General features: G+C 55.8%; 20 protein-coding genes, 5 tRNA genes and 1 pseudogene. 17 read left to right on the top strand and 9 right to left on the bottom strand.

The genetic code is table 11. From position 1 onward, the window contains the following. Positions 1 to 62 precede the first annotated feature (62 nt). The gene (locus FHR87_RS01590; RefSeq protein ID WP_183164926.1) at positions 63 to 1,004 is read right to left on the bottom strand and encodes a LysR family transcriptional regulator; all 942 of its coding nucleotides are present in this window, start codon (positions 1,002 to 1,004) and stop codon (positions 63 to 65) included. Positions 1,005 to 1,170: 166 nt separating this feature from the next. Continuing rightward, entirely contained in the window at positions 1,171 to 2,061 is an 891-nt protein-coding gene (locus FHR87_RS01585; protein WP_183164925.1) for a formate/nitrite transporter family protein, read from the bottom strand. A 437-nt stretch (positions 2,062 to 2,498) separates the two neighbouring features. On the opposite strand from FHR87_RS01585, the gene mobB reads away from it, so the two are divergent. The 4 genes and pseudogenes from mobB (at position 2,499) to FHR87_RS01565 (ending at position 5,294) form a co-directional block, all read left to right on the top strand. Beyond that, positions 2,499 to 3,092, top strand: a complete 594-nt coding sequence (mobB, locus tag FHR87_RS01580) for a molybdopterin-guanine dinucleotide biosynthesis protein B (protein WP_183164924.1) — start codon at positions 2,499 to 2,501, stop codon at positions 3,090 to 3,092. Between the two features lie 568 nt (positions 3,093 to 3,660). Next, the gene (locus tag FHR87_RS01575; RefSeq protein ID WP_183164923.1) at positions 3,661 to 3,870 is read left to right on the top strand and encodes a hypothetical protein; all 210 of its coding nucleotides are present in this window, start codon (positions 3,661 to 3,663) and stop codon (positions 3,868 to 3,870) included. Between the two features lie 85 nt (positions 3,871 to 3,955). Then, positions 3,956 to 4,257: pseudogene (locus FHR87_RS01570) on the top strand (ArsR/SmtB family transcription factor). Positions 4,258 to 4,319: 62 nt separating this feature from the next. After that, entirely contained in the window at positions 4,320 to 5,294 is a 975-nt protein-coding gene (locus FHR87_RS01565; protein WP_183164922.1) for a zinc-dependent alcohol dehydrogenase family protein, read from the top strand. A 209-nt stretch (positions 5,295 to 5,503) separates the two neighbouring features. Here FHR87_RS01565 and FHR87_RS01560 read toward each other — a convergent pair. Next, positions 5,504 to 5,579: transfer RNA gene (locus tag FHR87_RS01560), tRNA-Asn, on the bottom strand. Between the two features lie 25 nt (positions 5,580 to 5,604). After that, the gene (locus FHR87_RS01555; protein WP_183164921.1) at positions 5,605 to 6,825 is read right to left on the bottom strand and encodes an amino acid aminotransferase; all 1,221 of its coding nucleotides are present in this window, start codon (positions 6,823 to 6,825) and stop codon (positions 5,605 to 5,607) included. 295 nt (positions 6,826 to 7,120) lie between these two features. On the opposite strand from FHR87_RS01555, the gene uvrB reads away from it, so the two are divergent. The 9 genes from uvrB to fpr all read left to right on the top strand — a co-directional run bounded on the left by uvrB (position 7,121) and on the right by fpr (position 14,282). Beyond that, complete coding sequence (gene uvrB / locus FHR87_RS01550) at positions 7,121 to 9,136, top strand: excinuclease ABC subunit UvrB (protein ID WP_183164920.1); 2,016 nt, start codon at positions 7,121 to 7,123, stop codon at positions 9,134 to 9,136. Between the two features lie 113 nt (positions 9,137 to 9,249). After that, entirely contained in the window at positions 9,250 to 10,731 is a 1,482-nt protein-coding gene (gene gltX, locus FHR87_RS01545) for a glutamate--tRNA ligase (protein WP_183164919.1), read from the top strand. A gap of 286 nt (positions 10,732 to 11,017) precedes the next feature. After that, positions 11,018 to 11,093, top strand: a tRNA-Ala gene (locus FHR87_RS01540). Between the two features lie 61 nt (positions 11,094 to 11,154). After that, positions 11,155 to 11,230, top strand: a tRNA-Glu gene (locus tag FHR87_RS01535). Between the two features lie 47 nt (positions 11,231 to 11,277). Beyond that, a tRNA-Ala gene (locus FHR87_RS01530) sits at positions 11,278 to 11,353 on the top strand. 49 nt (positions 11,354 to 11,402) lie between these two features. After that, positions 11,403 to 11,478, top strand: a tRNA-Glu gene (locus tag FHR87_RS01525). A gap of 255 nt (positions 11,479 to 11,733) precedes the next feature. Further along, positions 11,734 to 12,177, top strand: coding sequence for an acyl-CoA thioesterase (locus FHR87_RS01520; protein WP_183164918.1), 444 nt, complete (start codon positions 11,734 to 11,736; stop codon positions 12,175 to 12,177). Between the two features lie 319 nt (positions 12,178 to 12,496). Further along, positions 12,497 to 13,144: a response regulator transcription factor ErdR gene (gene erdR / locus FHR87_RS01515; RefSeq protein ID WP_183164917.1), complete on the top strand. Its 648-nt coding sequence runs from the start codon at positions 12,497 to 12,499 to the stop codon at positions 13,142 to 13,144. 361 nt (positions 13,145 to 13,505) lie between these two features. Beyond that, positions 13,506 to 14,282 carry a ferredoxin-NADP reductase gene (gene fpr / locus FHR87_RS01510; RefSeq protein ID WP_183164916.1) on the top strand — a complete coding sequence of 259 codons (777 nt, stop codon included), beginning with the start codon at positions 13,506 to 13,508 and terminating at the stop codon, positions 14,280 to 14,282. Positions 14,283 to 14,397: 115 nt separating this feature from the next. Here fpr and FHR87_RS01505 read toward each other — a convergent pair whose 3' ends face one another. The 3 genes from FHR87_RS01505 to FHR87_RS01495 all read right to left on the bottom strand — a co-directional run bounded on the left by FHR87_RS01505 (position 14,398) and on the right by FHR87_RS01495 (position 16,166). Further along, positions 14,398 to 14,874 carry a YchJ family protein gene (locus FHR87_RS01505; protein ID WP_183164915.1) on the bottom strand — a complete coding sequence of 159 codons (477 nt, stop codon included), beginning with the start codon at positions 14,872 to 14,874 and terminating at the stop codon, positions 14,398 to 14,400. A gap of 2 nt (positions 14,875 to 14,876) precedes the next feature. Further along, entirely contained in the window at positions 14,877 to 15,365 is a 489-nt protein-coding gene (locus FHR87_RS01500; protein WP_183164914.1) for a DUF6231 family protein, read from the bottom strand. A gap of 336 nt (positions 15,366 to 15,701) precedes the next feature. Then, a complete protein-coding gene (locus tag FHR87_RS01495; protein ID WP_183164913.1) occupies positions 15,702 to 16,166 on the bottom strand; it encodes a CopD family protein in 465 nt (154 codons plus the stop codon). Between the two features lie 1,139 nt (positions 16,167 to 17,305). Here FHR87_RS01495 and ltrA point away from each other — a divergent pair. Further along, positions 17,306 to 19,033: a group II intron reverse transcriptase/maturase gene (gene ltrA, locus FHR87_RS01490; protein ID WP_183164912.1), complete on the top strand. Its 1,728-nt coding sequence runs from the start codon at positions 17,306 to 17,308 to the stop codon at positions 19,031 to 19,033. A 170-nt stretch (positions 19,034 to 19,203) separates the two neighbouring features. After that, complete coding sequence (gene dinG, locus FHR87_RS01485) at positions 19,204 to 21,348, top strand: ATP-dependent DNA helicase DinG (protein ID WP_183164911.1); 2,145 nt, start codon at positions 19,204 to 19,206, stop codon at positions 21,346 to 21,348. 57 nt (positions 21,349 to 21,405) lie between these two features. Here the strand turns inward: dinG and yejK are convergent, their stop codons facing one another. Further along, positions 21,406 to 22,413, bottom strand: a complete 1,008-nt coding sequence (gene yejK, locus FHR87_RS01480) for a nucleoid-associated protein YejK (RefSeq protein WP_183164910.1) — start codon at positions 22,411 to 22,413, stop codon at positions 21,406 to 21,408. A gap of 273 nt (positions 22,414 to 22,686) precedes the next feature. On the opposite strand from yejK, the gene FHR87_RS01475 reads away from it, so the two are divergent. Beyond that, complete coding sequence (locus tag FHR87_RS01475) at positions 22,687 to 22,878, top strand: hypothetical protein (RefSeq protein WP_183164909.1); 192 nt, start codon at positions 22,687 to 22,689, stop codon at positions 22,876 to 22,878. A gap of 23 nt (positions 22,879 to 22,901) precedes the next feature. Here the strand turns inward: FHR87_RS01475 and rlmF are convergent, their stop codons facing one another. Continuing rightward, a complete protein-coding gene (gene rlmF, locus FHR87_RS01470) occupies positions 22,902 to 23,921 on the bottom strand; it encodes a 23S rRNA (adenine(1618)-N(6))-methyltransferase RlmF (protein ID WP_183164908.1) in 1,020 nt (339 codons plus the stop codon). A gap of 174 nt (positions 23,922 to 24,095) precedes the next feature. Between rlmF and FHR87_RS01465 the strand changes: the two genes are divergently transcribed. Next, complete coding sequence (locus FHR87_RS01465) at positions 24,096 to 24,395, top strand: hypothetical protein (RefSeq protein WP_183164907.1); 300 nt, start codon at positions 24,096 to 24,098, stop codon at positions 24,393 to 24,395. The last annotated feature ends 18 nt before the right edge of the window (positions 24,396 to 24,413 follow it).

Below are 24,413 nucleotides of genomic sequence, written 5' to 3'. Positions count from 1 at the left end.
CTGTGCGTCCAATCGCCAGTGTTGATCCGGTGATCGACGCTATCTATGAAGGGTGCGAGGTGTCACTCGGAAAATATCGAGCAGAAGACATCCGGCAGGACCTGTGTCTTGAAGTTTTGCGCATTGATCCACTGCTCGGCTTGCTGCATCAGGGCGCGGGTCAGGGGGTTGAGCTCGCTGCTGCGGCAGATCAGCGCCAGTGGTAATTGGTTCAAGGCGACCGCGAGTGGTTCGACGCGGAGTTGGTCGAACAGGGGAGAGGTAGGGGCTGGCAGGGGGATGAGCGTGCAGCACAATCCGGTGTTTACGCACTCAATGAGGTGGTCGACGGCGTCGGATTCGATCACTGGCTGTAGTACAACACCATGCGCCGCGGCACTGCTGTCGATCCCCTGGCGGAAACGCATCGATGTGCTCAGCAGTCCCAGTGGCACCTCGGCGATACGATTCCAGTCGAGTGGGCCGTCACCCTCGGTAAACTCGAACAGTGCCGGATGGTAAAGCAGGCCGATGGCGGGACTGCCCAATGGCAGGATGCGGCAGCGGTCGGTCTCGATCTGCGGCAGGTAGGTGAGCCCCACATCGAGGGTGTTGTTGTCGATCCGTTCGAGAATACTGCCGGAGCTCAGTGCATGCAGTTGATAGCGCACCTGCGGCGCTTGTTCACGCAGCAGTTTGAGCAGCGGCAGCAGGCAGACATGGCTGAGTGGCACCATGCCGATGCGCAAGGTGCCGACCAGTGTGCCCTTGAGGCGATTGGCCTCGGTTTTCATCCCGTCGTAGGCGTTGACCACCTGGCGCGCCCAGGCCAGCAGGCGCTTGCCTTCGGGCGTGAAGCCCTCGAAGCGCTGGTTGCGCAGCACCAGCGGCACGCCCAGCTCTTCTTCAAGGCGCTTGAGGCGCATTGACAGAGTCGGCTGGGTTACATGACAGGCATCGGCCGCATGGCTGAAGTGACCGTAGTGATCGAGTGCGCAGAGAAACTGTAGTTGTTTGATATCCATGCTTCTTGCCCGATTTGGCCAGTTTCAGCGCGCCATGCTAGCCATACCCTGTTTTGCTCCAGGTTCTGTAGGGATGGCCGATGCGGCAGGTTGTTGCCCTGAAACGCCCGATACCCCGGCGAGCGGGGTATCGGGCGTAGCGGCGAGTATCGCTTATTTGTTTCGTTTATGCGCTTTGGCTTTCGCCTGCGTTGACAGATGAGGTCAAGGATGTTTCATGTGGTGGGATTGACAAAGGGCTCTTGTGGTGCAGCGCGGTGGTTGCCGTGGTGATGGCTGCCGTGGCGGCGCTGGCCTGTGGTTTATAGGCCAGGTAATACGCGAGGCCGACGAACAGGGCACCGCCTGCGGCATTGCCGAGAAACACGGAGACAAAGTTGGGCAGATATTGGCTCCAGGTTACCGCGCCGGCAAAGATTGCGGCCGGAACGACAAACATATTGGCGACGACGTGCTGGAAACCGATCGCGACGAACGCCATTACCGGGAACCAGATACCGAGAACCTTGCCGGCAACATCCTTGCTGGCGTAGCCGAGCCATACGCCCAGGCAGACCAGCCAGTTACAGCCGATACCGGAAATGAACGCATGCATGAAGCTGTCGTTGACCTTGGCCTGTGCGATGCCGACGGTCTTGGCCAGGAAGGCGCCTTCGGTCAGGCCCAGGACATGACCGAAGAAGTAGGCCACGGCAATGGCGCCGGCGAAGTTGGCGAGCGTGATCACTCCCCAGTTTCGGATCACGGCGCCAACGACGATGCGGCGGGCAAACAGGGCCATCGGCAAGGTCATCATGTTGCCGGTCAGTAGTTCACCGCCGGCGATGATCGTCAGGATCAGACCGACCGGAAACACCGCAGCGCCAAGAAAGGCCGAGAACGAACCCCATTCGGTGGGTAAGGTGCCAATGACGCGAATATCGAGTAGAAAGCCGATGGCAATGAATGCGCCAGCCAGGAAGCCCAGGATGAGCATCGGCAGGAGGAGCATGCGGCTTTTCTTCTCGCCTGCACTAATGGCCAGTTCGGCAATTTCGGGTGGAGAGTAAAGGGACATGGGCGTCGATCCAGAAGATGAAGTGTTGATCGGGGTCATGGACAAATTTTTCTGAATTCTATATGGCACTTGTGGTCAAGCCTAAGTGCAGCCTGCGCTGCATGTCCAATCGCCAGTGTTGATCTGGTAATCGATGCCGTCTATGGGCGTGCTGGCCATCATCCGGAAGCTGTTTTCAGATAACCGGTTTCTCTGCAGCAGAGATTTTTGCAGGGCCTTGGCGGCGCATTATCGAGCCAAGCCAAGCCAACCTCCCGTGAGTCCTCTTTCCAGTTCCAGACAATGCGTAGCGCAATCTCCTCTGGCGTGGATGCCTGTCCGATTGCCCTTTTTGAATTTCACTATCGACAGCGGGTTTAAAAACATGGCGCTTTTTATGATAAAACCACGCACCTGTTTCTCTGCTTGACTATGACTGGCAACACATCTGGAGCGGTATGACAGATTTTGATGCAGCGCTCTATCAAACACCGTTGCTAGGTGTCGTCGCTTACAGTGGCACCGGCAAAACCACCCTGATCGAGGGGCTGTTGCCATTGCTGGTACAAAAAGGCTTGAGAGTAGCGGTCATCAAACATGCTCATCATCAGTTCGATGTCGATACGGCGGGCAAGGACAGCTACCGTTTCCGCCAGGCGGGAGCCGCCCCGACCATCGTTGCGTCGCAACACCGTTTTGCCGTCATGATGGAAACCCCAGGGCAACATGACTTGAATCTGTCCGTCTTGATCGAGTATGCGCTGTTGTCGGCGCCAGACATGATCCTGATCGAGGGATTCAAGTCGTGGCCCTTGCCCAAGCTTGAACTTCATCGCCCGGTTCTCGGACATCCACTTCACGCCAGGGCGGATGGCTGGATTCGAGCCGTGGCTTCGAATGAGGACATTGAGCTTCCGCCGGATGTGGAGCGTTTGCCGCTGGATGATCTGGAGGTTCTTTCGCGCTGGGTGTCAGCCTGGCCGGCTCGCTGGGAGAATATGCGGCACAGCCCTCGGTCCTGTGGGGACTTGAACGCCGATACTTCCACGTAATGAGCGGGTTTGCCAGGATAGGGCGGGCAGGGTTGCAACGCTGAGCGTGGCTTTGAGCGGGGAAACCGGAATGCACATGTGCACTCCGGTTTGAGGATGGCTCCGCGGCCTGGACTCAAATAGAAGGGTAAGCACCTGTTTTCAAATGAAATTTTTCCGATTTCTAAAATCTTTATCCCTACGGTTATCCTAATTAAGCCCTGATTCTATGCGAACTCTTTGGATCCCCATGAGCACGGCAGTTGCGTCCGTCCCGTCTACCGATCAGTGCAGTAGTTCGTTCCTCGTGATCACTGTGTCCGTCCGAAACGGACTTTAGTTGGGTAGTTTAGGTATTGAGAAAGACGTCCTGAATTTCGACAGGTTTTGATTCGTAGTTTGCATTCCTACCGGCCAATCAATGGCATTGATGCTGACCATCTTTTGCATCCGGCTTGACCGATACTCGTAGAGAAGGTGATCGGCAGTGAGCAACCCGGACTGGTCAGTCGTGACAGGCAGCAATCGGCCCAAAAGCAGTCAGTCGGTCTAGTCTCGGCTTGTGATAGTCGCGCATGAGCGAGTAGTCGTGCGCATTGATCGTCAGCTTGATCTAATTGTGCAGGATTTTGCCGGTAATAGCCCGAAACGTTGGCGTTTCACGCTCGCAGTGGCCACACGCAGTGTCAACGGTCTGGGGATTATTAGGACGATCCGAACAGCGTTTTATGCGAAAGGCTCATTGAGCGGCGTGAAGCTGGAATACAAGTCCTCCCCTTCGGGAGGCTTGCAAATTTGAGAGTTGCTACAGAGTCGGGCTGACTCTAAATAACGGCGGTTGATTCTTGTATTGACATATCGGTAAATCTCGATGTGATCAGGTTATGGAATTGATCGAAATATTCAAAGCCCTCTCAAACCCTACACGCCTTGAAATCTTGAAAGGCTTGAAGGACCCCGTAAAGAACTTCCCTCCGCAGGATGAAGGTGACGTTCTCACGGTGGGGGTCTGCGTCAGTAGTATTCAAGAAGGTATCGGGCTGTCGCAGTCAACGGTGTCTGGTTATCTGCAACTCTGCAACGAGTGGGCTTGGTCGAAGTCAGGCGCATCGGTCAGTGGACCTACTACAAGCGCAATGAAGCAACCATCAGTGCGCTTGCCGAGATCATAGGGAAAGGTCTGTAATTTTTTTACTGCATTATATCGATATATCCCGATATCCATTTTTGTCGATACGAGGATTTTTAATGAAAGCGATAATGCTTAAATCATTTGGCGGCCCGGAATCGTTCGAACTCTGCGACGTGCCCAAGCCAGTGCCGCGTGCGGGACAAGTCCTGGTGCGAGTACACGCAACCTCCATCAACCCCTTGGATTATCAGGTTCGACGTGGCGATTATCCCGACTTGGTGCAACTGCCGGCCATTACCGGACACGACGTATCGGGCGTTATCGAAGAAGTTGGACCGGGTGTGACGACCTTCGCTCCGGGAGACGAAGTCTGGTACACCCCGCAAATATTTGACGGACCAGGAAGTTATGCCGAGTACCACGTTGCTGCCGAAAGCATTATCGGGAAGAAGCCTCCGGCGCTGAGCCATCTCGAGGCGGCCAGCCTGACCCTGGTTGGCGGGACAGCGTGGGAAGCATTGGTCGTGCGTGCGGCGCTCAGAGTGGGGGAGAGCATCCTGGTGCATGGCGGCGCGGGAGGCGTCGGTCATGTGGCGATCCAGTTGGCAAAAGCCATGGGCGCCAGGGTGTTCACCACCGTGCGCGAAGCAAACTTCGAGTTCGCACGGAGTCTGGGTGCCGATGTGGTCATCGACTACAAGAAAGAGGATTACGTCGACGCCATCCTGCGGGAAACCGGTGGCCACGGCGTCGATGTGGTGTTCGACACCATCGGCGGCAACACATTGTCGCGTAGCGCCGACGCGCTCGCACAACTTGGTCGCGTGGTCTCGATTGTGGACATTGCCCAGCCACAAAACCTCGTGCAGGCCTGGGGTAAGAACGCCAGTTATCACTTCGTTTTCACCAGACAGAACCGCGGCAAGCTTGATGAACTGAGCGCATTGGTAGCGCGCGGTCAGCTGCGGCCACATGTTGGCGCGGTCTACTCGCTTGCCGACATTGCGCTCGCCCATGCCCGGTTGGAGAGTCCCAACAATGGCATTCAAGGAAAAATCGCGATTGCAGTCGAGCCATCGCTCATCTCGTAAGTGCGTACTTTTAACCGTTTAAGTCATATCAGAGGAGTGCGCGACATAAGGGTAATCCCTTTTATCGAACTGATCTTTATCCCAAACTCTACCCTTAAAATTGCTAGCACCCACCAGAATTCGACAGAACGCCAAAACGAAAAAACCCGCCAGAAGGCGGGTTTTTCGGGGGTTTCAGAGATTTTGGAAGCCTTCTCTGGAACCTTGTCTGGCTCCGCGACCTGGACTCGAACCAGGGACCCAGTGATTAACAGTCACTTGCTCTACCGACTGAGCTATCGCGGAACAGCGGACGGTATCCTACTGTTTCTTAAACGGAAGTCAACCCTTGTCGACCAAGAACCTGAACGATGGCATCGGTAACGTAGTCCAGGTTCCGAGTGTTGAGCGCTGCCGCGCAGATACGTCCGGTACCGACGATATAGACGCCGTAATCGTTACGTAGTTGATCCACCTGATCGATATTGAGGCCTGAAAACGAGAACATGCCGCGTTGGCGGCTGACAAAGCTGAAATCCTGCTGCACGCCCTTGGCAGCCAGCTGCCTGACCATTTCGAGGCGTATACGGTGAATGCGCTGGCGCATCTCGGCCAGTTCGACTTCCCAGATTGCTCTCAGCTCAGAGCTGTTGAGTACGCTGGAGACGATACTGGCACCATGGATTGGTGGGTTGGAATAATTGGTGCGGATCACGCGTTTGATTTGCGAAAGTACCCGGGCGGACTCGTCGCGATTCTGGGTTACCAGAGAGATCGCGCCGACCCGCTCGCCATACAGCGAGAAGGATTTGGAGAATGAGCTGGAAATCACGAAGCTCATGCCTGACTCGGCAAATAGCCGGACGGCGAGGGCATCTTCTTCGATACCGTCACCAAAGCCCTGGTAGGCGATGTCCACGAAGGGAACATGATCCCGGGCCTTGAGCACATCGATGATCTTTTTCCAGTCCTCCGGGGCCAGGTCGACACCGGTCGGGTTGTGGCAACAGGCATGTAGCACGACGATCGAGCGCGGCGGGAGCTCGTTCAGATCGGCGAGCATGCCGGTTCGGTCGACATCGTGGCTGCTGGCGTCATAGTAGCGATAGTTTTTTACCGGATAGCCGGCGGATTGGAACAGGGCGCGATGATTTTCCCAACTGGGGTCGCTGATGGCGACAGTCGCATCCGGCAACAGGCGCTTGAGAAAATCGGCACCGACCTTGAGTGCACCGGTACCACCCAGGGATTGTGCGGTGACCACTCGTCCTTCTTCGAGCAGGGAAGAGTTCTGGCCGAATAACAATTTCTGCACAACGGTAGAATAGGCAGCGATACCATCGACTGGTAGATAGCCGCGTGGTGCCTGGATTTCGAGACGGGATTTCTCGACATCGGCTACCGCGCGCAGTAGAGGAATCCGCCCCTCCTCGTTGTAGTACACGCCTACCCCAAGATTGACCTTGTTCGGCCGGGGGTCGGCGTTGAAGGCTTCGGTCAGGCCCAGGATCGGGTCGCGGGGCGCCATTTCGACAGCAGAAAACAAACTCATGATAAGAGCTCGGAGTTGAAGAAGGGAGTGAGTGGTGCATCACCCTTGCTTGATCGGATATCAGGGCGATGTGCAAATGGTCGGCAGTATAACGGCCATATCCGGTTACTGCGATAATGCCGGAGTTCATTTGTGGGCATTCGGTCCGGAACTTTGGTATGAGATTCCCGGCAGGGAATGAAACCATCGAGCTGCCATCTGGCGCGCCGGCTTGAAATCCACAGGCGAAATTTCATGTAGTAGCTGTTTTACGCTGCTCCGTCTTTTCCGAGCGCCGAAAACTCAAGAGGTTGATATGTCCGAATTCCAACTGATCACGCGTTTCGCACCAGCCGGCGATCAACCGGAAGCCATTCGCCAGATGGTCGAAGGGCTCGAGGCAGGTCTCTCTCACCAGACCCTGCTGGGGGTAACCGGTTCGGGCAAGACCTTCAGCATCGCCAATGTCATTTCCCGGATGCAGCGGCCGACCCTGGTGCTGGCACCGAACAAGACCCTGGCCGCGCAGCTCTACGGCGAGTTCAAATCGTTCTTTCCGCACAACGCGGTGGAGTACTTCGTTTCCTACTACGACTACTACCAGCCGGAAGCCTATGTACCGTCCTCGGATACCTACATCGAGAAAGACGCCTCGATCAACGATCACATTGAACAGATGCGCCTCTCGGCGACCAAGGCACTGATGGAGCGCCCGGATGCGATCATCGTCGCCACCGTTTCCTCCATCTATGGCCTGGGCGATCCGGCCAGCTACCTGAAGATGGTCCTGCACCTGGATCGCGGCGACCGCATCGACCAGCGTGCCTTGTTGCGCCGCCTGGCGGAGTTGCAGTACACCCGCAACGATATGGATTTCGCCCGCGCCAGCTTCCGCGTGCGCGGTGATGTGATCGACATCTATCCGGCCGAATCCGAACTGGAAGCGATCCGCGTCGAGTTGTTCGACGACGAGGTGGAAAACATTGCTGCCTTCGATCCGCTGACCGGCGAGGTGATTCGCAAGTTGCCGCGCTTCACCTTCTATCCTAAAAGCCACTACGTGACGCCACGGGAGACGATCCTGGAGGCCATCGAGCAGATCAAGGCAGAGCTGCGAGAACGTCTGGAGAGCCTGCGCGCAAAGGGTAAATTGCTGGAGGCACAGCGGCTGGAGCAGCGCACGCGTTTCGATCTGGAAATGATGCTAGAGCTGGGTTACTGCAACGGTATCGAGAACTACTCCCGCTATCTTTCCGGTCGGGCACCAGGCCTGCCGCCACCGACGCTCTACGACTACTTGCCAGCCCAGGCGCTGCTGGTGATCGACGAATCTCATGTCACCGTGCCGCAGATAGGTGCCATGTACAAGGGTGACCGATCGCGCAAGGAAACCCTGGTGGAATATGGCTTTCGCTTGCCCTCAGCACTGGACAACCGGCCGATGCGCTTTGAGGAGTGGGAGGCGGTCGTCCCGCAAACCATTTTTGTTTCCGCGACACCCGGCCCTTACGAGGCTGAGCATGCTGGCCGAGTGATCGAGCAGGTAGTCCGACCGACCGGCCTGGTCGATCCACAGATCGAAGTGCGCCCGGCCAGGACTCAGGTAGACGATCTGCTATCGGAAATCCACAAACGTGTCGCCGTTGCAGAACGGGTGCTGGTGACCACACTGACCAAGCGCATGGCCGAGGATCTGACCGATTATCTGAGCGACCACGATGTGCGGGTGCGTTACCTGCATTCGGATATCGACACCGTCGAGCGAGTCGAGATCATTCGCGATTTGCGTACGGGGGCCTTTGATGTGTTGGTGGGCATCAACCTGCTGCGCGAGGGGTTGGATATGCCCGAAGTATCGTTGGTGGCGATCCTCGATGCTGATAAAGAAGGTTTTCTGCGTTCCGAACGTTCGCTGATTCAGACTATCGGCCGTGCCGCCCGCAACCTCAACGGCCGGGCGATTCTCTATGCCGATGACATCACCGGTTCGATGCGGCGTGCTATCGACGAAACAGAGCGGCGGCGTACCAGGCAACTGGCTTTCAACCAGGAACATGGCATCGTGCCGCGCGGCGTAAAGAAGGATATCCGCGATATTCTCGAAGGAGCCATCGCGCCCGGTTCGCGCAGCGGCAAGCGCAAGGCACAGGCCAAGGCGGCGGAAGAAGCTGGCAAGTACGCCCAGGAGCTGCGTTCGTCCAGCGAAATTACCAAACGCATCCGGGTGCTGGAGGAAAAAATGCTGGAACTAGCCCGCGACCTGGAATTCGAAGCCGCCGCGCAGGTACGCGACCAGATACAGGCATTGCGCGGACGGTTATTGGAGGTATGAAAAAGCAGCGGACTACAGGTTTTAGGTAAAACAAGCGGGAAAAGCTTGACAGGGCAAAGCATACAGCTTGGTGTACCATCCCGCCTTTCGTTTCAGTCGTTTCGAGATTCCCGATGACCACCGTTCGTACCCGCATTGCTCCGTCTCCCACCGGTGATCCGCACGTCGGCACTGCTTATATAGCGTTGTTCAATCTGTGTTTTGCCCGCCTGCATGGTGGTCAGTTCATCCTGCGCATCGAAGATACTGACCAGTTGCGCTCGACTCGCGAGTCGGAGCAGCAGATTTTCGATGCCTTGCGCTGGCTGGGCCTGGAATGGGATGAGGGGCCGGATGTGGGTGGTCCGCATGGCCCCTATCGGCAGAGCGAGCGTGGCGATATCTATAAGAAGTATTCGGACGAACTGGTTACCAAAGGCCATGCGTTTCCCTGTTTCTGTTCTGCCGAGCGCCTGGAGCGGATGCGTGCGCAACAGATGGCCAAGAAGGAAACGCCGCGCTACGACGGACATTGCATGCATCTTGCGCCCGACGAGGCGCTGCGCCGTATCGCTGCCGGTGAGTCGTATGTGACGCGTATGAAAGTGCCGAGCGAAGGTATCTGCGTGGTACCGGACATGCTGCGTGGCGACGTAGAGATTCCCTGGGATCGCATGGACATGCAGGTGTTGATGAAGGCCGACGGCCTGCCCACCTATTTTCTTGCCAACGTGGTTGACGACCACCTGATGGGTATCACCCATGTGCTGCGTGGTGAAGAGTGGCTGCCCTCGGCACCCAAGCTGATCAAACTCTACGAGTATTTCGGCTGGGAGCAGCCTGCCCTGTGCTATATGCCGCTACTGCGCAACCCAGACAAGAGCAAGCTCTCCAAGCGCAAAAACCCCACCTCCATCACTTTTTACCAGCGCATGGGGTTTTTGCCCGAGGCGATGCTGAATTATCTGGGGCGCATGGGCTGGTCCATGCCGGACGAGCGGGAAAAATTTACCCTCCGAGAGATGATCGAGCACTTCGATATCCAGCGCGTATCGCTGGGCGGACCGATCTTCGATATGGAAAAGCTGTCCTGGCTCAATGGTCAATGGATTCGGGAATTGAGTGTCGATGCTTTCGCAACGCAAGTGCAAAAGTGGGCGCTCAATCACGAATATCTGATGAAAATTACGCCACATGTGCAGGGTAGGGTAGAGACTTTCAGCCAGATCGAGCCTCTAGCCGGATTCTTCTTTCGTGGAGCGCTCGATCTCGATCCGGCGTTATTCGTTCACAAGAAACTGGATGCAGATCAGGTTCGGCAGTTGCTGCAATTGATTCTGTGGAAGCTGGAAGCCTTGCGCCAGTGGGAAAAAGATCGCATCACTGGCTGCATCCAAAGCGTATCCGAGCATTTGGGACTCAAACTGCGCGATGCCATGCCTTTGATGTTCGCTGCGATTACCGGTCAGGCGAGTTCGGTATCGGTTTTGGATGCCATGGAGATCCTAGGCCCGGATCTGACCCGTTTCCGCCTGCGCCAAGCGCTTGAGTTGCTGGGTGGGGCTTCCAAGAAAGAAACCAATGAATGGGAAAAGCTGCTGGCTTCGATAGCGTAGGAAACTTTTTTCGACTGTTTGGGGGGGGCAAGCGCACCCTGATAAGATGAGGTTGGCATGGTGCTGTGTCGTTTGTTTGGTGCAGCCAAGCCTCTCCCCGCGCCTTGCTTTGCGCCAGAACGGGTCCCGTCGCAACGTGGAAACGGCGGATGACTGGCTCTGGCCTCGATACGAATTTTGACTACCGCCTAAGTCTTTGTTCTTGAGTTGAAAAGCTAGGTGAGTAAGGAATAATTCTATTGACAGTACCAAGGCTCGCCCATAATATGCGCCCCGTCCTTGAGATGGGGCTATAGCTCAGCTGGGAGAGCGCTTGCATGGCATGCAAGAGGTCGACGGTTCGATCCCGTCTAGCTCCACCAATCTCGTGACATATGCCTGTATTCAGCATTATGTTGAATAGGCGTGTGCAGAAGGGTTTGCGTCCCCTTCGTCTAGTGGCCTAGGACACCGCCCTTTCACGGCGGTAACAGGGGTTCGAGTCCCCTAGGGGACGCCAGTTTGAAGTCACAGCAGTTCGTCTGTGCCGTCGCGAGACGCAAAATCGGGGCTATAGCTCAGCTGGGAGAGCGCTTGCATGGCATGCAAGAGGTCGACGGTTCGATCCCGTCTAGCTCCACCAATTCCACGATAGGTCAGTCGCTGTACTGGCCTTTTCCTTCGAAGGTCATGTCCCCTTCGTCTAGTGGCCTAGGACACCGCCCTTTCACGGCGGTAACAGGGGTTCGAGTCCCCTAGGGGACGCCAGTTTTACCCGCTTTGGGTATCAAAGGGTTGCTCATCTGGAGCAACCCTTTTTGTTATTCAGACTTGTGTTGAATCGTCCACCTGTCCGCATGGATACTGAGTAATCAGCTGTCAAACTACCAATTGACTTGTTTGGCTGGTTGAATGGGGCGAGACGAAAGCGGGCCAGTTTCGAATCATCACCCTGCTTTCCCCGATGTAAAACGCCATCGAGCAACTAGCCAGGCACCAGCCAATTGGCGAGGGAGGTTTCCTATGCTTTGGGACAGGCCCGACCCCTTCACTATCGATGTCCAGGTCGAAAGCGAGCACATCGATAGTTTGGGGCATGTCAACAATGTGATTTATGTAACTTGGCTGGAGCGTTGTGCCTGGATGCATTCCTCCAGTCTGGGCCTGGATATCCGCGATTATCGTTTCCTGGACCGGGCCATGGCGGTTCTACGCCATGAAATCGATTACTTGGCCAGCGCCTACCTGGGTGATCGCTTGAAGCTGGCGACCTGGATCGTCGATTCGGACCGGCGCTTGAAAATGCGGCGCCAGTTCCAACTGGTCAGGCCGAGGGATGGTATTACCTTGCTGCGTGCCTTGACGACGTTTGTTTGCATCGAATTGTCCAGTGGCAAACCGAAGCGCATGCCCCCTGAGTTCATTCAGGGGTATGGCAAGGCTTTGGTTATGCCTTCATCAGATTGATGGAGGCTTTTGTGATCGATAGTGACTCTGAATCGATCGAAACCGGGCTTTATTGTCATGGCTTTTGCTAGATATCAGCCTTTGCGATACTTTCTCTCGTTTTCAGGTATTTTGCCTGGCAGGTGGCGTAGACTTTCTTATTGGGGTAGCGCTTGACCGCGGATTCCATGGTCTGCATGCTTGCGCCGCCTCGGATGTGCTCAGGCAGGCCTGTGCAATGCGTAAATGGTTGCCATGGAGTTTTCGGCTGGCCGGCCTGTTCAGCTGTCGCTGGCGATTTGATTGGCTCTGCGAATAATGCCGCAAAAAAGGATCTGCCATGGCTGCGTACGACATACTCATTGCTGATGATCACCCGCTGTTCAGAAGCGCCTTGCACCAAGCCTTGACGCTGGGATTCGGTTCAAACATGCACCTGGTCGAGGCGGCCAGCATTGCCGAGCTGGAGAGTCGCCTGAATGAGCGCTCGGACTGGGATTTGGTGCTGCTGGATCTGAACATGCCTGGCGCTTACGGTTTTTCCGGTCTGGTTCTACTGCGTGGCCAGTATCCTCATCTTCCCGTAGTGATGATTTCCGCTCAGGAGGAGCCAGCCGTGGTTTCGCGTGCGCGCGAATTCGGTGCCAGTGGATTCATTCCTAAATCCAGCCCCTTGGAAACCATTCAGGAGGCTGTGCGTAGCGTGCTCGACGGTGATCTATGGTGGCCGACGAAGATTCTCGAAACAGCGCAGATTACCGATGAAGTGAAAGCTGTCACGGCTGGTCTCTCCAGTCTTACCCCGCAGCAATTCCGTGTTCTGACGATGGTCTGCGATGGCCTGCTGAATAAACAGATCGCTTATGAGTTGAATGTCTCGGAAGCGACTATCAAGGCTCACGTTACAGCGATTTTCCGCAAGCTTGGTGTTCGTACCCGTACCCAGGCGGCATTGCTGCTGCAGCAGATGGAGTCTATTCCTTCTTGAGTATTCTTCTCGCAGTGCTGGCGGCCGCAGGATTTCGGCGCTACGCCTGACGCCAGCGGTCATGTTCTGGCATTGTTCCGCAAATTCGTCTTCGTGGACGATCCAGGGCCGTTTCGCAAAGCTGCTCAGGATGCTTCTGCTCTGATGACCGCCTGCGACAGGAGTAGATATTCGATGGTGCGGGAAAGGTTTTTCTGCCAGATGACGGCACCTAATATCTGCAGTTACCTGCGAGGAAATACATATTCATATGACAGATAAGTCATATCTTTATTAGCTGATTTAGAGATAAGTTTAGCGGCTGTAGAATCCTGTGCGGCACTGTCATCTGCCAGACACGAATCAACGAGGAAACACTTGCATGAGCAATCTGAACGTCGAGCGAGTGCTCAGCGTGCATCATTGGAACGACACGCTGTTCAGCTTCAAGACGACCCGCAATCAAAGTCTGCGTTTCGAGAATGGCCAGTTCGTGATGATCGGGTTGGAAGTCGATGGAAAACCCCTAATGCGTGCCTACAGCATCGCCAGCCCCAACTACGAAGAGCACCTGGAGTTCTTCAGTATCAAGGTGCCGAATGGTCCGCTGACTTCACGTCTGCAGCATCTGAAGGAAGGCGATGAGCTGAAAGTCAGCCGCAAGCCCACTGGGACCCTGATTCTGGGTGATCTCCTGCCTGGCAAGCATCTCTATCTGCTCAGTACCGGAACTGGCCTGGCGCCGTTCATGAGTCTGATTCAGGATCCGGATGTCTACGAGCGTTTCGAAAAAGTGGTCCTGATCCATGGTGTTCGCTATGTGAGCGAAGTGGCCTATCGCGATTTCATCACTCAGCATCTGCCGGAAAACGAATTCTTCGGTGAAGCGGTACGGGAAAAATTGATTTATTATCCGACGGTTACTCGTGAGCCCTTCGAAAACCAGGGGCGTTTGACCGATCTGATGCGCAGCGGCAAGCTGTTCGACGATATCGGACTGCCGCCAATCAATTCGCAGGACGATCGCGCCATGATTTGCGGCAGCCCGAGCATGTTGGACGAAACCAGCGAAGTGCTCGACGGCTTTGGCCTGAAGGTTTCGCCGCGCATGGGCGAGCCTGGTGATTATCTGATCGAGCGCGCCTTCGTCGAAAAATAAGGCCTGCACTGCAAGCCGGAAATGTCGGACGCCAAGCAACCGCTAGGCAAAGTCAGGAAGAGATGAGCACTTGTGATGCGAGGTCTCTTTCTTCCTGTCTCCTATTGTGTGGCAGCTACAAATAACCCGAACAGCACTTCTTGAATTTCAGGCCGCTACCACAAGGGCATGCATCATTACGCCCGGTTTTTAGTGGCACGGTCGGGTCGATGAAATACCAGCGGCCGTCGTTCTGTACGAACGAAGAGCGTTCATGATGTACCTGAGTTCCGTTATGGTCGTGCCAGCGGGCAGTAAAGACGATCAAGGCATGCTCGGGTTTGCCGCCGAATACCTGGCTGTCCTCGATTTCCAGCCCCAGCCAGGTGCTTGCCGTGCTCCACTGACGTATCGACTCCAGATCCAGTCCCGACTGTTGGGCGGGGAGAGTGGTTTCTTTCAGATAATCGATCAACCCAAGCACATAAGCGCTATAGCGTGAGCGCATCAAGCTCTCGGCACAGGGTGCGGGTTGTCCTGAGTGATAACGGCCGCAACATTGATCCAGCAGGTTGGTACTGCCGCATGGGCAACTGGGAGATGTATGGGGCATCGTTACCACCAGAATTTTCCGAACAAATGGGGATTGGCCCAGAATTTAGCGTTCAGCCAGTCAGGCACCTGCTTGTAGTCGAGTAAATCATAAGTGAACAACGTGAGTACCTGTCCGTCACGCTGGAAACGCTGGTTTACCTTCAGGGCTAGGGCATAGAAATCGGTCAGCTGCCAGTCTGCCGCCTGCAGGTCGATAAGTACGGCCAGGCGATTAGCGTTGAGATTGCGCAAGCCTCCCAGTAATTCCAGACCGGTGCGTTTGGGCAGGTGTTCCAGGCAATCTGCGATGATGGCCATGTCGTAGCGCTGCCCGGCCAGTGCTTGCGGAAGCGGTGCGCCTTCGGCCTGGTCGAGATGGCAGGCATGGGACTGGCAGTAGGCTTCGAGCGCAGGAAGGCTGCTGCTTCCGACACTTAGCAGGCGTACCGGTGCGTGGTGTTCAAGCAAAGCCGCCAAGGCTTGTTGCGGGGATTGTAAACTGTCTGTCACTCGCGAATCCTCGTTTTGGGATGGAGAGACTAACGCGGAGCGATTGGTTGGCCTAGTGGTCTCTGTAAGGCGTCAAGGAGCGCAACGCGCTGGCTGGCTTTGTCGGTATCCGCTTTACCATCATCGGTTGTACTGGTCGCCCGGGCTCTGCTACTTACAATCAGCAGCTTGCCAAACGTCGGGTTGATTACCTGGCCCTTGCCTGCGCCTTGCGCAGCAGTATGTTGCGGCTGATCGGCGCAGTTGAAAGCCAGTTGTTGACAGGTAACATGATCGAGCTCGCTGAACCTTTGCCTCAAAGTTGATGTGCAGTGTTTGTTGAAAGCCCTGGACGTATCAGAAATACGGTCTTGCCGCCGCCAGGGCGACTGTCAATAAGCCGAGCGACAGATTGACGCCTACCAGATGGCGAATCCTGCCAAGGATATTGCCTCCATTCGGCCAGTCCTCGCTGTTTACTGCCTGTTCGAGCCGTGGAAATAGCTGCAGTGCTATTCTCAAAAACACTGCCAGCATCATCAGATAGAGTCCAGCCATGATGTGTACGTAACCTGGTGCACCGACGAATCCGGCAAAACGCATATGCCAGATTCCCATGCCGCTCATCGGTAAGACCAACACTGCGAGCCAGACCCATAGAAAAAATCGGCGAAAGACGGTCACCCATAGCTTCAGGCGTTCTGGTGGCTGCAGTATGGCGGCGGCACTGGGGCGCAGCACCATCCAGGCGAAGAACATACCACCAACCCAGAGCATTGCTGCCAATACGTGGAGGCTGTAGAGCAGAGAGTAAAGTGTCATGGAAAGGGAAATCTCTTCTGTCGGCTGAAAGGGCTCGCGGTATGATAGCGCCTTCTGTGCGACACGATTAGCTCGTGTTGTGCTTGGTTGGTAGCTGGCCTGTCCACCAAAATCCTTTTTAATCAAAGGGTTGAACGGCGACAAACAGCATATTAATGATACAGTCAGAGCCGTATGGCTACTTTATTGACCCGCTTGCGGGGGTGCGAAACTTCCGTTTACGGGAGAGGTACGCCTCAAAAAATGACCAGAAATGGTCAAGTTATGATCAATATCCTGTTAAGGATCGGTCTCTCACGAAGAGATTGTGTAACAAAATATTACGCGCCCTGAGGGTTCCAGTCCCTCAGGGACGCCAAAACCTTCAGGTCTGATCCTACAGACCCACACCGACCCCAAAAGGGCCGGGTTCTTTCCTGTATCCAATTATCCAATCAGGCACCAGAGCGGTAGCTCTGGACCGCATTGCTCAACCTCGCTGATACAGGAGGTACCGAGCCTGGCGTGTACCCGCCAGTTCACTAAGTCGGCATGCAATCGGGGCCAACCCGGCTGTGTGAAGCCCGACCAACAATGCTCCTCTCCGTAAGGACTACCTAACCCGGTAACGGATAAGGTATCGCCGCCGAGTTGCACGGAGGCAGAGGAGCTAGTGACCCAACCCGCATGGCTAACCTAGGTGAACCATCGTCTGAACCCTCGTAACTATCGACGGGCCTACGGCAACTATTGGCCCCAGCCAAACTGGCAAAGTAGTCGGTTATTACAGTGGAAGGTCGTAATACGGTACCAAACGACTACCGGGGGAGAGATGGAGCCTAAACGGGGAATCGATGCGATCCGGGGAACGTGGCAACCCCGACCACCCGCCAGACTAGCGTCATCGGTCTGGCAGGCGAACCGCAAGGAACGCTGAGGGGTGTGGGGGATGGGAGGAGGTAAGAAGCGAATGACTGCCTGTAATGGGCGGTATACCGGCTGAAACATGACTGGCAGGGGCAACCCTGGCTGACGTACCTCTGGTCTACCGGCGCAACGAAACTGCTGATTCCAGCAAGAGAAAACTAAAACCCGAAGGGTGGATGACCCTTCGGGGAGCAATCCGCCCCAAGGGTTCCAACTATTCTTGGGAGGATTGTATGAAAACGGAACCGGCATCGGTTACGTCTGCGTCCCCAAACGGGCAACTGGACTGGCACAGTCTCGACTGGGCCAACATCCAGACTTCCGTTCGGAAAACGCAGCTCAGAATTGCGCAGGCAACGAGGGAAGAGGACTGGCGCAGGGTTAAACGCCTGCAACGGTTACTCACCCACTCGCTCTACGGTCGCTGTCTGGCCGTACGACGAGTCACGGAGAACCGGGGCCGCAAGACCCCGGGCGTGGATGGAGAGAAATGGGGGACCCCTCAACTCAAAATCCGGGCCGTGCACCGTCTGTCAAAAAAACGGGGCTACCGGCCACAACCGCTTCGGCGGGTGTGGATACCGAAGCCCGGTAAACAGGAAAGGCGCCCGCTGGGCATCCCGACGATGTTGGATCGGGCCATGCAAGCGCTCCACCTTCTCGCTCTAGAGCCGGTCATTGAAACCACCAGCGACCCGAAAAGTTACGGCTTCCGCCCCGACCGATCGACCGCTGATGCCATGGTTGAACTTTTCCACCTGCTGTCGCCCCAAGTGGCGCCAGTCTGGATACTGGAGGGTGACATCAAGGGGTTCTTTGACCACATCAACCACGAGTGGCTGTGTCACCACGTTCCGATGGACAAAGTGACATTACGCAAATGGTTAAAGGCCGGTGTCATAGACAGACGACAATTCACGGCCACGGAAACCGGGACGCCACAGGGCGGGATCATCTCCCCCTGCCTGGCAAACGCCACCCTGAATGGCTTGGAAACCCAACTAAAGGACCATCTGGCCCAGACGCTGGGGAAAACCAAAGCCAAGAAGACCAAGGTGCAAGTCGTGCGGTATGCGGACGATTTCGTAGTGCTGGCAGACTCGAAAAAACTGCTGGAACAGGAAATCAAACCCTGGATAGAAACCTTCCTGTCCATACGAGGGGTGGAGCTATCCCAGGAAAAGACGCAAATCACACACATCCACCAAGGCTTCGACTTTCTGGGCTGGAACTTCAGGAAGTACGTACCGAAATCGCCCTACAGACAGGCCAAGCTGCTGATCAAGCCCTCGAAGAAAAACGCCTCGGCGTTCTATCAGAAAGTGGCGGAAATCATCAAAAGCAGCGGAGCCCAGACGCAGGAAGCGCTGATCGGACAACTGAACCCGGTGCTACGGGGGTGGGCGCACTACCACGCCCCAGTCGTAGCAAAAGAGACCTTCAGCACACTGGATCACCTGATCCACTGGCGCCTTTGGAGGTGGGCGAAACGCCGGCATCCAAAGAAATCCGACACATGGATTCGGAAAAAATACTTCCACTCCATCGGCGGACAAAACTGGGTGTTTACGTATCCCTATAAGAGCAAGACAGAAACGAGGCACCGTCGGCTATATGTGCTGGCTGACACCGCCATCGTGCGTCACAAACGTCTACCGGGCGGCTACCAGCCCTACGACGCGGCGCAGGAACTGACGTGGGAAAAACTGAGGATTCAACGGATGCAGCACAAGCTGCGCTATCGCGGACAAATCCTTTGGCTCTTCCGACGGCAGCAGGGCAAGTGCGCCCTGTGCGGGCAGGCGATCAGCAAGGAAACCGGCTGGCACGACCACCACGTCATCAGACGGGTGGACGGCGGGCCGGACAAACTGAGTAATCGTGTGCTGCTCCACCCCAACTGTCATGCACTGGTCCACAGCCAGAAGAAACAGGTAGTACTGCTCCACAGCGGCCTATAGTGGTATGGTTGCGCGCTACACTCCGTGTGTTGCTGGCCAGGACATCTGGTTTCAGGCAGACTTGAGCCGTGTGCGGTGAAAGTCGCACGCACGGTTCTTAGGGGGGGATGGGCCAGTAATGGCCTGTCCCTACCCGACCCGAATACTGAAGATTTGTCCAGTCTGCGTCTATGCTCACTCCTGAACTCAAGTCCCAGATCCAGGGCGCTTATTCTCGTTTCCTCGAAGCTAAGGAATTGAAGCCGCGTTACGGCCAGCGTCTGATGATCGCTGAAGTGGCCAAGGTGCTAGGGGACATCGCGACCGATGAGGACGGTCGGCGCAACGGCGGTCCGGCTGTGGTCGCGGTAGAGGCTGGAACCGGGACTGGAAAGACCGTTGCCTACAGCCTGGCAGCGGTTCCGATTGCCAAGGCTGCTGGCAAGCGTCTGGTGATTGCCACGGCGACGGTGGCTTTGCAGGAGCAGATCGTCAACAAGGATCTGCCCGATTTGATGCGCAACAGCGGTCTTTCCTTCAGCTTCGCCTTGGCCAAGGGGCGTGGACGTTATCTTTGCCTGTCCAGACTGGATCTGTTGTTGCAAGAAGGACACGCGCAGAACGCTACGGCCCAGTTGTTCGAAGAAGAAGGCTTCAAGATCGCTATTGACGAAACCAGTTTGAAACTGTTCACCAGCATGGTGGAAAAACTCGCTGGCAATCGCTGGGACGGTGATCGCGATGCCTGGCCTCAGGCTATCGAGGATGTGGATTGGTCGCGTCTGACCACCGATCACAGTCAGTGCACTGGCCGGCATTGTCCGAATATCCAGCAATGCGCCTTCTATCGTGCCCGCGAAGGCATGACCAAGGTTGATGTGATTATCACCAACCACGATATGGTCTTGGCCGATCTGGCGTTGGGCGGTGGCGTCGTGTTGCCGGATCCGCGTGACACGCTTTATGTGTTCGATGAAGGCCACCACCTGCCGGATAAAGCCATCGGCCATTTCGCTCATTTCACGCGACTACGCTCAACCGCCGACTGGCTTGCGCAGATAGACAAGAATCTGACCCGGTTGCTCGCCCAGCATTCGATTCCCGGTGAGCTGGGACGCTTGATCGAGAATGTTCCAGCCTTGGCGCGCGATCTGCGTACGCAGCAGCAGTTCATGTCCAACGCCTGCGAGCAGTTGGCTGATTTCCGTCCTGGGGAAGATATCGAAGGTCGCGAGCGGCCACGCCATCGTTTTGCTGGTGGAGTGATTCCGGAGGATTTGTGTGAGTTGGGGCTGGCGCTGAAAAAAGGTTTCGCCCAACTGGTGGATCTCTTCACTCGTATTGCCGATATCCTCAAGGAGGCCATGGACGATGGTGCCAGCGGCCCCATTCCAAGCCACCAGGCGGAAGAGTGGTATCCGTTGTTCGGCAGCCTCCTGGCACGTGCTCAAGGTAACTGGGACCTGTGGACCGCTTTCACGCTGGTAGATGCAGCGGAGGGCGCCCCCATGGCGCGCTGGCTGACACTGGCGGAAAGTGGTTCGCTGCAGGATATCGAAGTCAACGCCAGCCCGATCCTGGCTGCCGAAACCCTGCGGCGCAATCTGTGGAATGTCGCTTATGGCGCGTTGATCACGTCAGCGACCTTGACTGCGCTTAACAGCTTCGATCGTTTTCGCATGCGTTCCGGCCTGCCAAAAGAGGCGGTTACCGCCATCGTACCCAGCCCGTTCCAGCATGCGCAGGCCGGGGTCTTGCGCGTGCCGAATATCAAGGCCGATCCTCGTGATACCACCGCACACACTGCTGCGATCTTGCGTGTCCTGCCTGAGTTGGTTGCGGACGCGCGCGGTTCTCTGGTGCTGTTTTCCTCGCGGCGACAGATGCAGGAGGTTTTCGATGGATTGGAGCGTGACTGGCGACGACGTGTGCTGATCCAGGGAAATCTATCCAAGCAGGAAACCTTGAACCGGCACAAGGCGCGGGTAGACTCTGGCGAGCAGAGTGTACTGTTTGGCTTGGCGAGCTTCGCTGAAGGTGTGGATCTGCCGGGCGCCTATTGCGAACACGTGGTGATCGCCAAGATTCCTTTTGCCGTGCCGGATGATCCGGTCGAGGCGGCTCTGGCCGAGTGGATCGAGGCGCGTGGCGGTAATCCGTTCATGGAAATTGCCGTGCCGGACGCTTCGTTGCGCTTGATCCAGGCTTGCGGTCGGCTGCTGCGTACCGAGCAGGACCGTGGCAGCATCACGTTATTGGATCGGCGTCTCGTCAGTCAACGCTATGGCAAGGCGATCCTTGAGGCGTTGCCGCCGTTTCGCCGGGAAATCGAATAATCGAATGGAAGCTGAAAGCCCGAAAAAGCCTTCCATCGCTTTGCCTGCAGCCGGTTTTCAGTTATTGCGGCGTTTCAACTGATCTTTCAGTTGGGTAGGCAACTGACGGATGATCAACATGTCCTTGGCTTCATCGTATTCCACCTGGCTGCCCAGCAGATGCGCTTCGAAGCTGATGGACAGGCCCTCGGCCCGGCCGGTAAAACGGCGAAACTGGTTGAGTGTGCGTTTGTCCGGTGGGATCTCCGGGGACAGTCCGTAGTCCTTGTTGCGGATATGCTCGAAGAAAGCCTTGGGGCGCTCTTCGTCGATCAGGCCGGACAGCTCTTCCAGGGTTATCGGTTCGCCCAGCCGAGCCTGAGAGCTGGCGTAATCCACCAGTGCGCTGGTCTTTTCCTTGGTCTGCTCTTCGGAAAGGTCTTCGCTTTCCACATAGTCGCTGAAGGCTTTCAACAGAGTGCGGGTTTCACTCGGTGCATCCACACCTTCCTGGCAACCAATGAAATCACGGAAATATTCCGAGACTTTTTTCCCATTCTTGCCCTTGATGAACGAAATGTACTGTTTCGACTGCTTGTTGTTTCGCCATTCGGACAGATTGATACGTGCGGCCAGATGCAATTGGGCAAGATCGAGGTGCTTGGCTGGAGCCAGTTCCAGCGTATCGGTCACTGCGACGCCCTCGCTATGGTGAAGCAGGGCGATGGCCAGGTAGTCGGTCATGCCTTGCTGGTAATGCGCGAACAATATGTGGCCGCCAGCAGAGAGATTGGATTCTTCCATCAGTTTTTTCAGATGCTCGACGGCCAGGCGGCTAAAGGCAGTGAAATCCTGATCATGCTCCAGGTAACGGTTCAGCCAGCCGCTGAAGGGATAAGCACCGGATTCTTCGTGAAACAGTCCCCAGGCCTTGCCCTGCTTGGCGTTATAGCTCTCGTTGAGATCAGCCAGAAGGTTTTCGATGGCTGTCGACTCAGCCAATTCCGCATCGCGCGCATGCAATACGGCAGGGCTGCCGTCGGGTTTCTTTTCGATCAGATGGACGATGCAGTGGCGGATCGGCATGGAACTCCCGTTCGACGAAAAATGGCTCCAGTGCGTCAGTTTAACTGAGCTCGCTGTGCTCGATGGCACGCATTCTTGCCAGGAATCGGTTTCCTGCGCTTTGTGCCCGAGCGATCAATACATCGATTGCATGCGTTGACTGCGGAATCAATTTCGCAGCTATAGATCAAAACGTGCATCCAGTCTTGCGGCCGATGCTTTTGAATGCTTGTCGCAGAACCGTAACCAATGAGCTGTAAAAGGTTGCGCTACGTTGTTTTCGGAGTTATTTCCATGACCACACTTACCGAATTGGCCGAGCAAATCGCCAAGCTCTATCCGCTTCACGACAAGAAAGCCGACAAACGTTACCGAGTGGTTGGTGAGTTGGCCGGCATGACTGAGCTTGAAGGAACCAATGGCGAACCACGCTATATCCAGACACACGTCTTGAAGGATAAGAAGGTCTGGCATCTGCTGCACTGATACGAACCCCAGGTCAGGCTGGATCATGCTGTGCAAGTTATTTCGAACCAGGCCTGGCGTTCCTTCGCATTACGATAAGTCCATGCAACGAAGCGGCTGCGCTTTTGTCCTTGCCCCATTTCCACGACGCGAATTGCCTGTACTTGCAGCTTCTTTAGCCCAGTTTGCAGGAGAGGGACATTACCAGCTTTGGATACCAGTGTGCTGAACCAACAGATTTGTTGTGCGAATTCTGCACTTTCACGGGCCAAGCGCAGGATAAAGTCGATTTCACCCCCCTCGTACCAGAGCTCGTTGCTCTGCCCGCCAAAATTGAGGACGGGCAGTTTTCGTGAAGGATCAAGCTTGCCCAGGTTGCGCCATTTTCGCTGACTGCCACGGCAAGCCTCTTCCAACGAGGCGTGGAAGGGTGGGTTGCACAGGGTAAGGTCAAAATTCTCTTCTTTATCCAGTAAACCATGCAAAATCTGCCGTGAGTCGTTCTGCTGGCGTAAGGTTATAGCTGATTCGAGCCGATTGGCTCGTACAATTGCCGTGGCTGCAGCCAATGCCGTTGGGTCGATATCGGAGCCGATGAAGCGCCAACCATACTCGCATTGGCCGAGCAGGGGATAAATGCAGTTTGCTCCGGTTCCGATATCCAGTACCCGGACAGCCCTTCCGCGGGGTATGCGGCCCTGGTTATCTATAGCGAGCAGATCAGCCAGACCGTGTATGTAATCGGCCCGGCCCGGAATCGGCGGGCACAGATAACCGGGTGGAATGACCCAGTGGGCGATGCCATAGAACTGCCGCAACAAGGCGCGATTGAATACCTTGACGGCCTCCGGATTGGCGAAATCGATGCTTTGCTTGCCGTAGGGATTGAGAATGACGAAGCGGGCAAGTTCTGGATCAACCTTGATCAGTGCCGGAAAATCGTAGCGGCCCTGGTGGCGATTACGCGGGTGCAGTTTACCTTTGGCAATCCCCACTGTCGGATTGGCTGCAGCTGAGCTGCAAACAATGGGTTTTCGGCCATGGCATTTTATCAATGAAGGCATGCTGAAACTACGGCGCAAGGGAAGGAGGGGTATTTTTCCATACTCATTGGATAAGTATGGCAAAGATCATCTGCAGTTATGTCGGGCCAGTACCTGCTTAAAGTCTTCGCCAGGTCTTGATCGCTGTGCGTAAAGTGATAGATTGCCGCCGCATTGCAACTGGGGACGTTTGCTATGAATGGCAACCCATCTGAAGATCCAGCTACGCAGCCAAAGGCTATAACGACCAAGGCCGGTTGCTTGTGGTTAATGCTCGCCGGGCTTGGTTTCATTGTACTGATGTACGGTAGCTTCATTTTCTTCTTGACTCGTCCGTCAACCGCCGAAAATGAAGCCAACGAGCTGAATGCCATTGAGCGTTGTTGGGAAAACGCTGGCAGCGAAACCAGAACGCTGCCCGGCCGCCAGTTCGCCAATGACAGCTGCAAGGAAATGGAGAAGCAGTTCAAGATCAAATTTGGTCATGAGCCCTAAGCTTTGCCGCTACGGGTA

Source organism: Azomonas macrocytogenes, assembly GCF_014191985.1.
Classification (GTDB): Bacteria; Pseudomonadota; Gammaproteobacteria; order Pseudomonadales; family Pseudomonadaceae; genus Azomonas; species Azomonas macrocytogenes.
Note: the sequence above shows the minus strand (reverse complement) of the source record. Positions and strands in the feature narration are given on the sequence as shown.

Coding starts and splice junctions, on each gene's coding strand:
- FHR87_RS01590 (WP_183164926.1), bottom strand. CDS start 1,004: ATGGATATCAAACAACTACAGTTTCTCTGCGCACTCGATCACTACGGT.
- FHR87_RS01585 (WP_183164925.1), bottom strand. CDS start 2,061: ATGTCCCTTTACTCTCCACCCGAAATTGCCGAACTGGCCATTAGTGCA.
- mobB (WP_183164924.1), top strand. CDS start 2,499: ATGACAGATTTTGATGCAGCGCTCTATCAAACACCGTTGCTAGGTGTC.
- FHR87_RS01565 (WP_183164922.1), top strand. CDS start 4,320: ATGAAAGCGATAATGCTTAAATCATTTGGCGGCCCGGAATCGTTCGAA.
- FHR87_RS01555 (WP_183164921.1), bottom strand. CDS start 6,825: ATGAGTTTGTTTTCTGCTGTCGAAATGGCGCCCCGCGACCCGATCCTG.
- uvrB (WP_183164920.1), top strand. CDS start 7,121: ATGTCCGAATTCCAACTGATCACGCGTTTCGCACCAGCCGGCGATCAA.
- gltX (WP_183164919.1), top strand. CDS start 9,250: ATGACCACCGTTCGTACCCGCATTGCTCCGTCTCCCACCGGTGATCCG.
- FHR87_RS01520 (WP_183164918.1), top strand. CDS start 11,734: ATGCTTTGGGACAGGCCCGACCCCTTCACTATCGATGTCCAGGTCGAA.
- erdR (WP_183164917.1), top strand. CDS start 12,497: ATGGCTGCGTACGACATACTCATTGCTGATGATCACCCGCTGTTCAGA.
- fpr (WP_183164916.1), top strand. CDS start 13,506: ATGAGCAATCTGAACGTCGAGCGAGTGCTCAGCGTGCATCATTGGAAC.
- FHR87_RS01505 (WP_183164915.1), bottom strand. CDS start 14,874: ATGCCCCATACATCTCCCAGTTGCCCATGCGGCAGTACCAACCTGCTG.
- FHR87_RS01495 (WP_183164913.1), bottom strand. CDS start 16,166: ATGACACTTTACTCTCTGCTCTACAGCCTCCACGTATTGGCAGCAATG.
- ltrA (WP_183164912.1), top strand. CDS start 17,306: ATGAAAACGGAACCGGCATCGGTTACGTCTGCGTCCCCAAACGGGCAA.
- dinG (WP_183164911.1), top strand. CDS start 19,204: ATGCTCACTCCTGAACTCAAGTCCCAGATCCAGGGCGCTTATTCTCGT.
- yejK (WP_183164910.1), bottom strand. CDS start 22,413: ATGCCGATCCGCCACTGCATCGTCCATCTGATCGAAAAGAAACCCGAC.
- FHR87_RS01475 (WP_183164909.1), top strand. CDS start 22,687: ATGACCACACTTACCGAATTGGCCGAGCAAATCGCCAAGCTCTATCCG.
- rlmF (WP_183164908.1), bottom strand. CDS start 23,921: ATGCCTTCATTGATAAAATGCCATGGCCGAAAACCCATTGTTTGCAGC.
- FHR87_RS01465 (WP_183164907.1), top strand. CDS start 24,096: ATGAATGGCAACCCATCTGAAGATCCAGCTACGCAGCCAAAGGCTATA.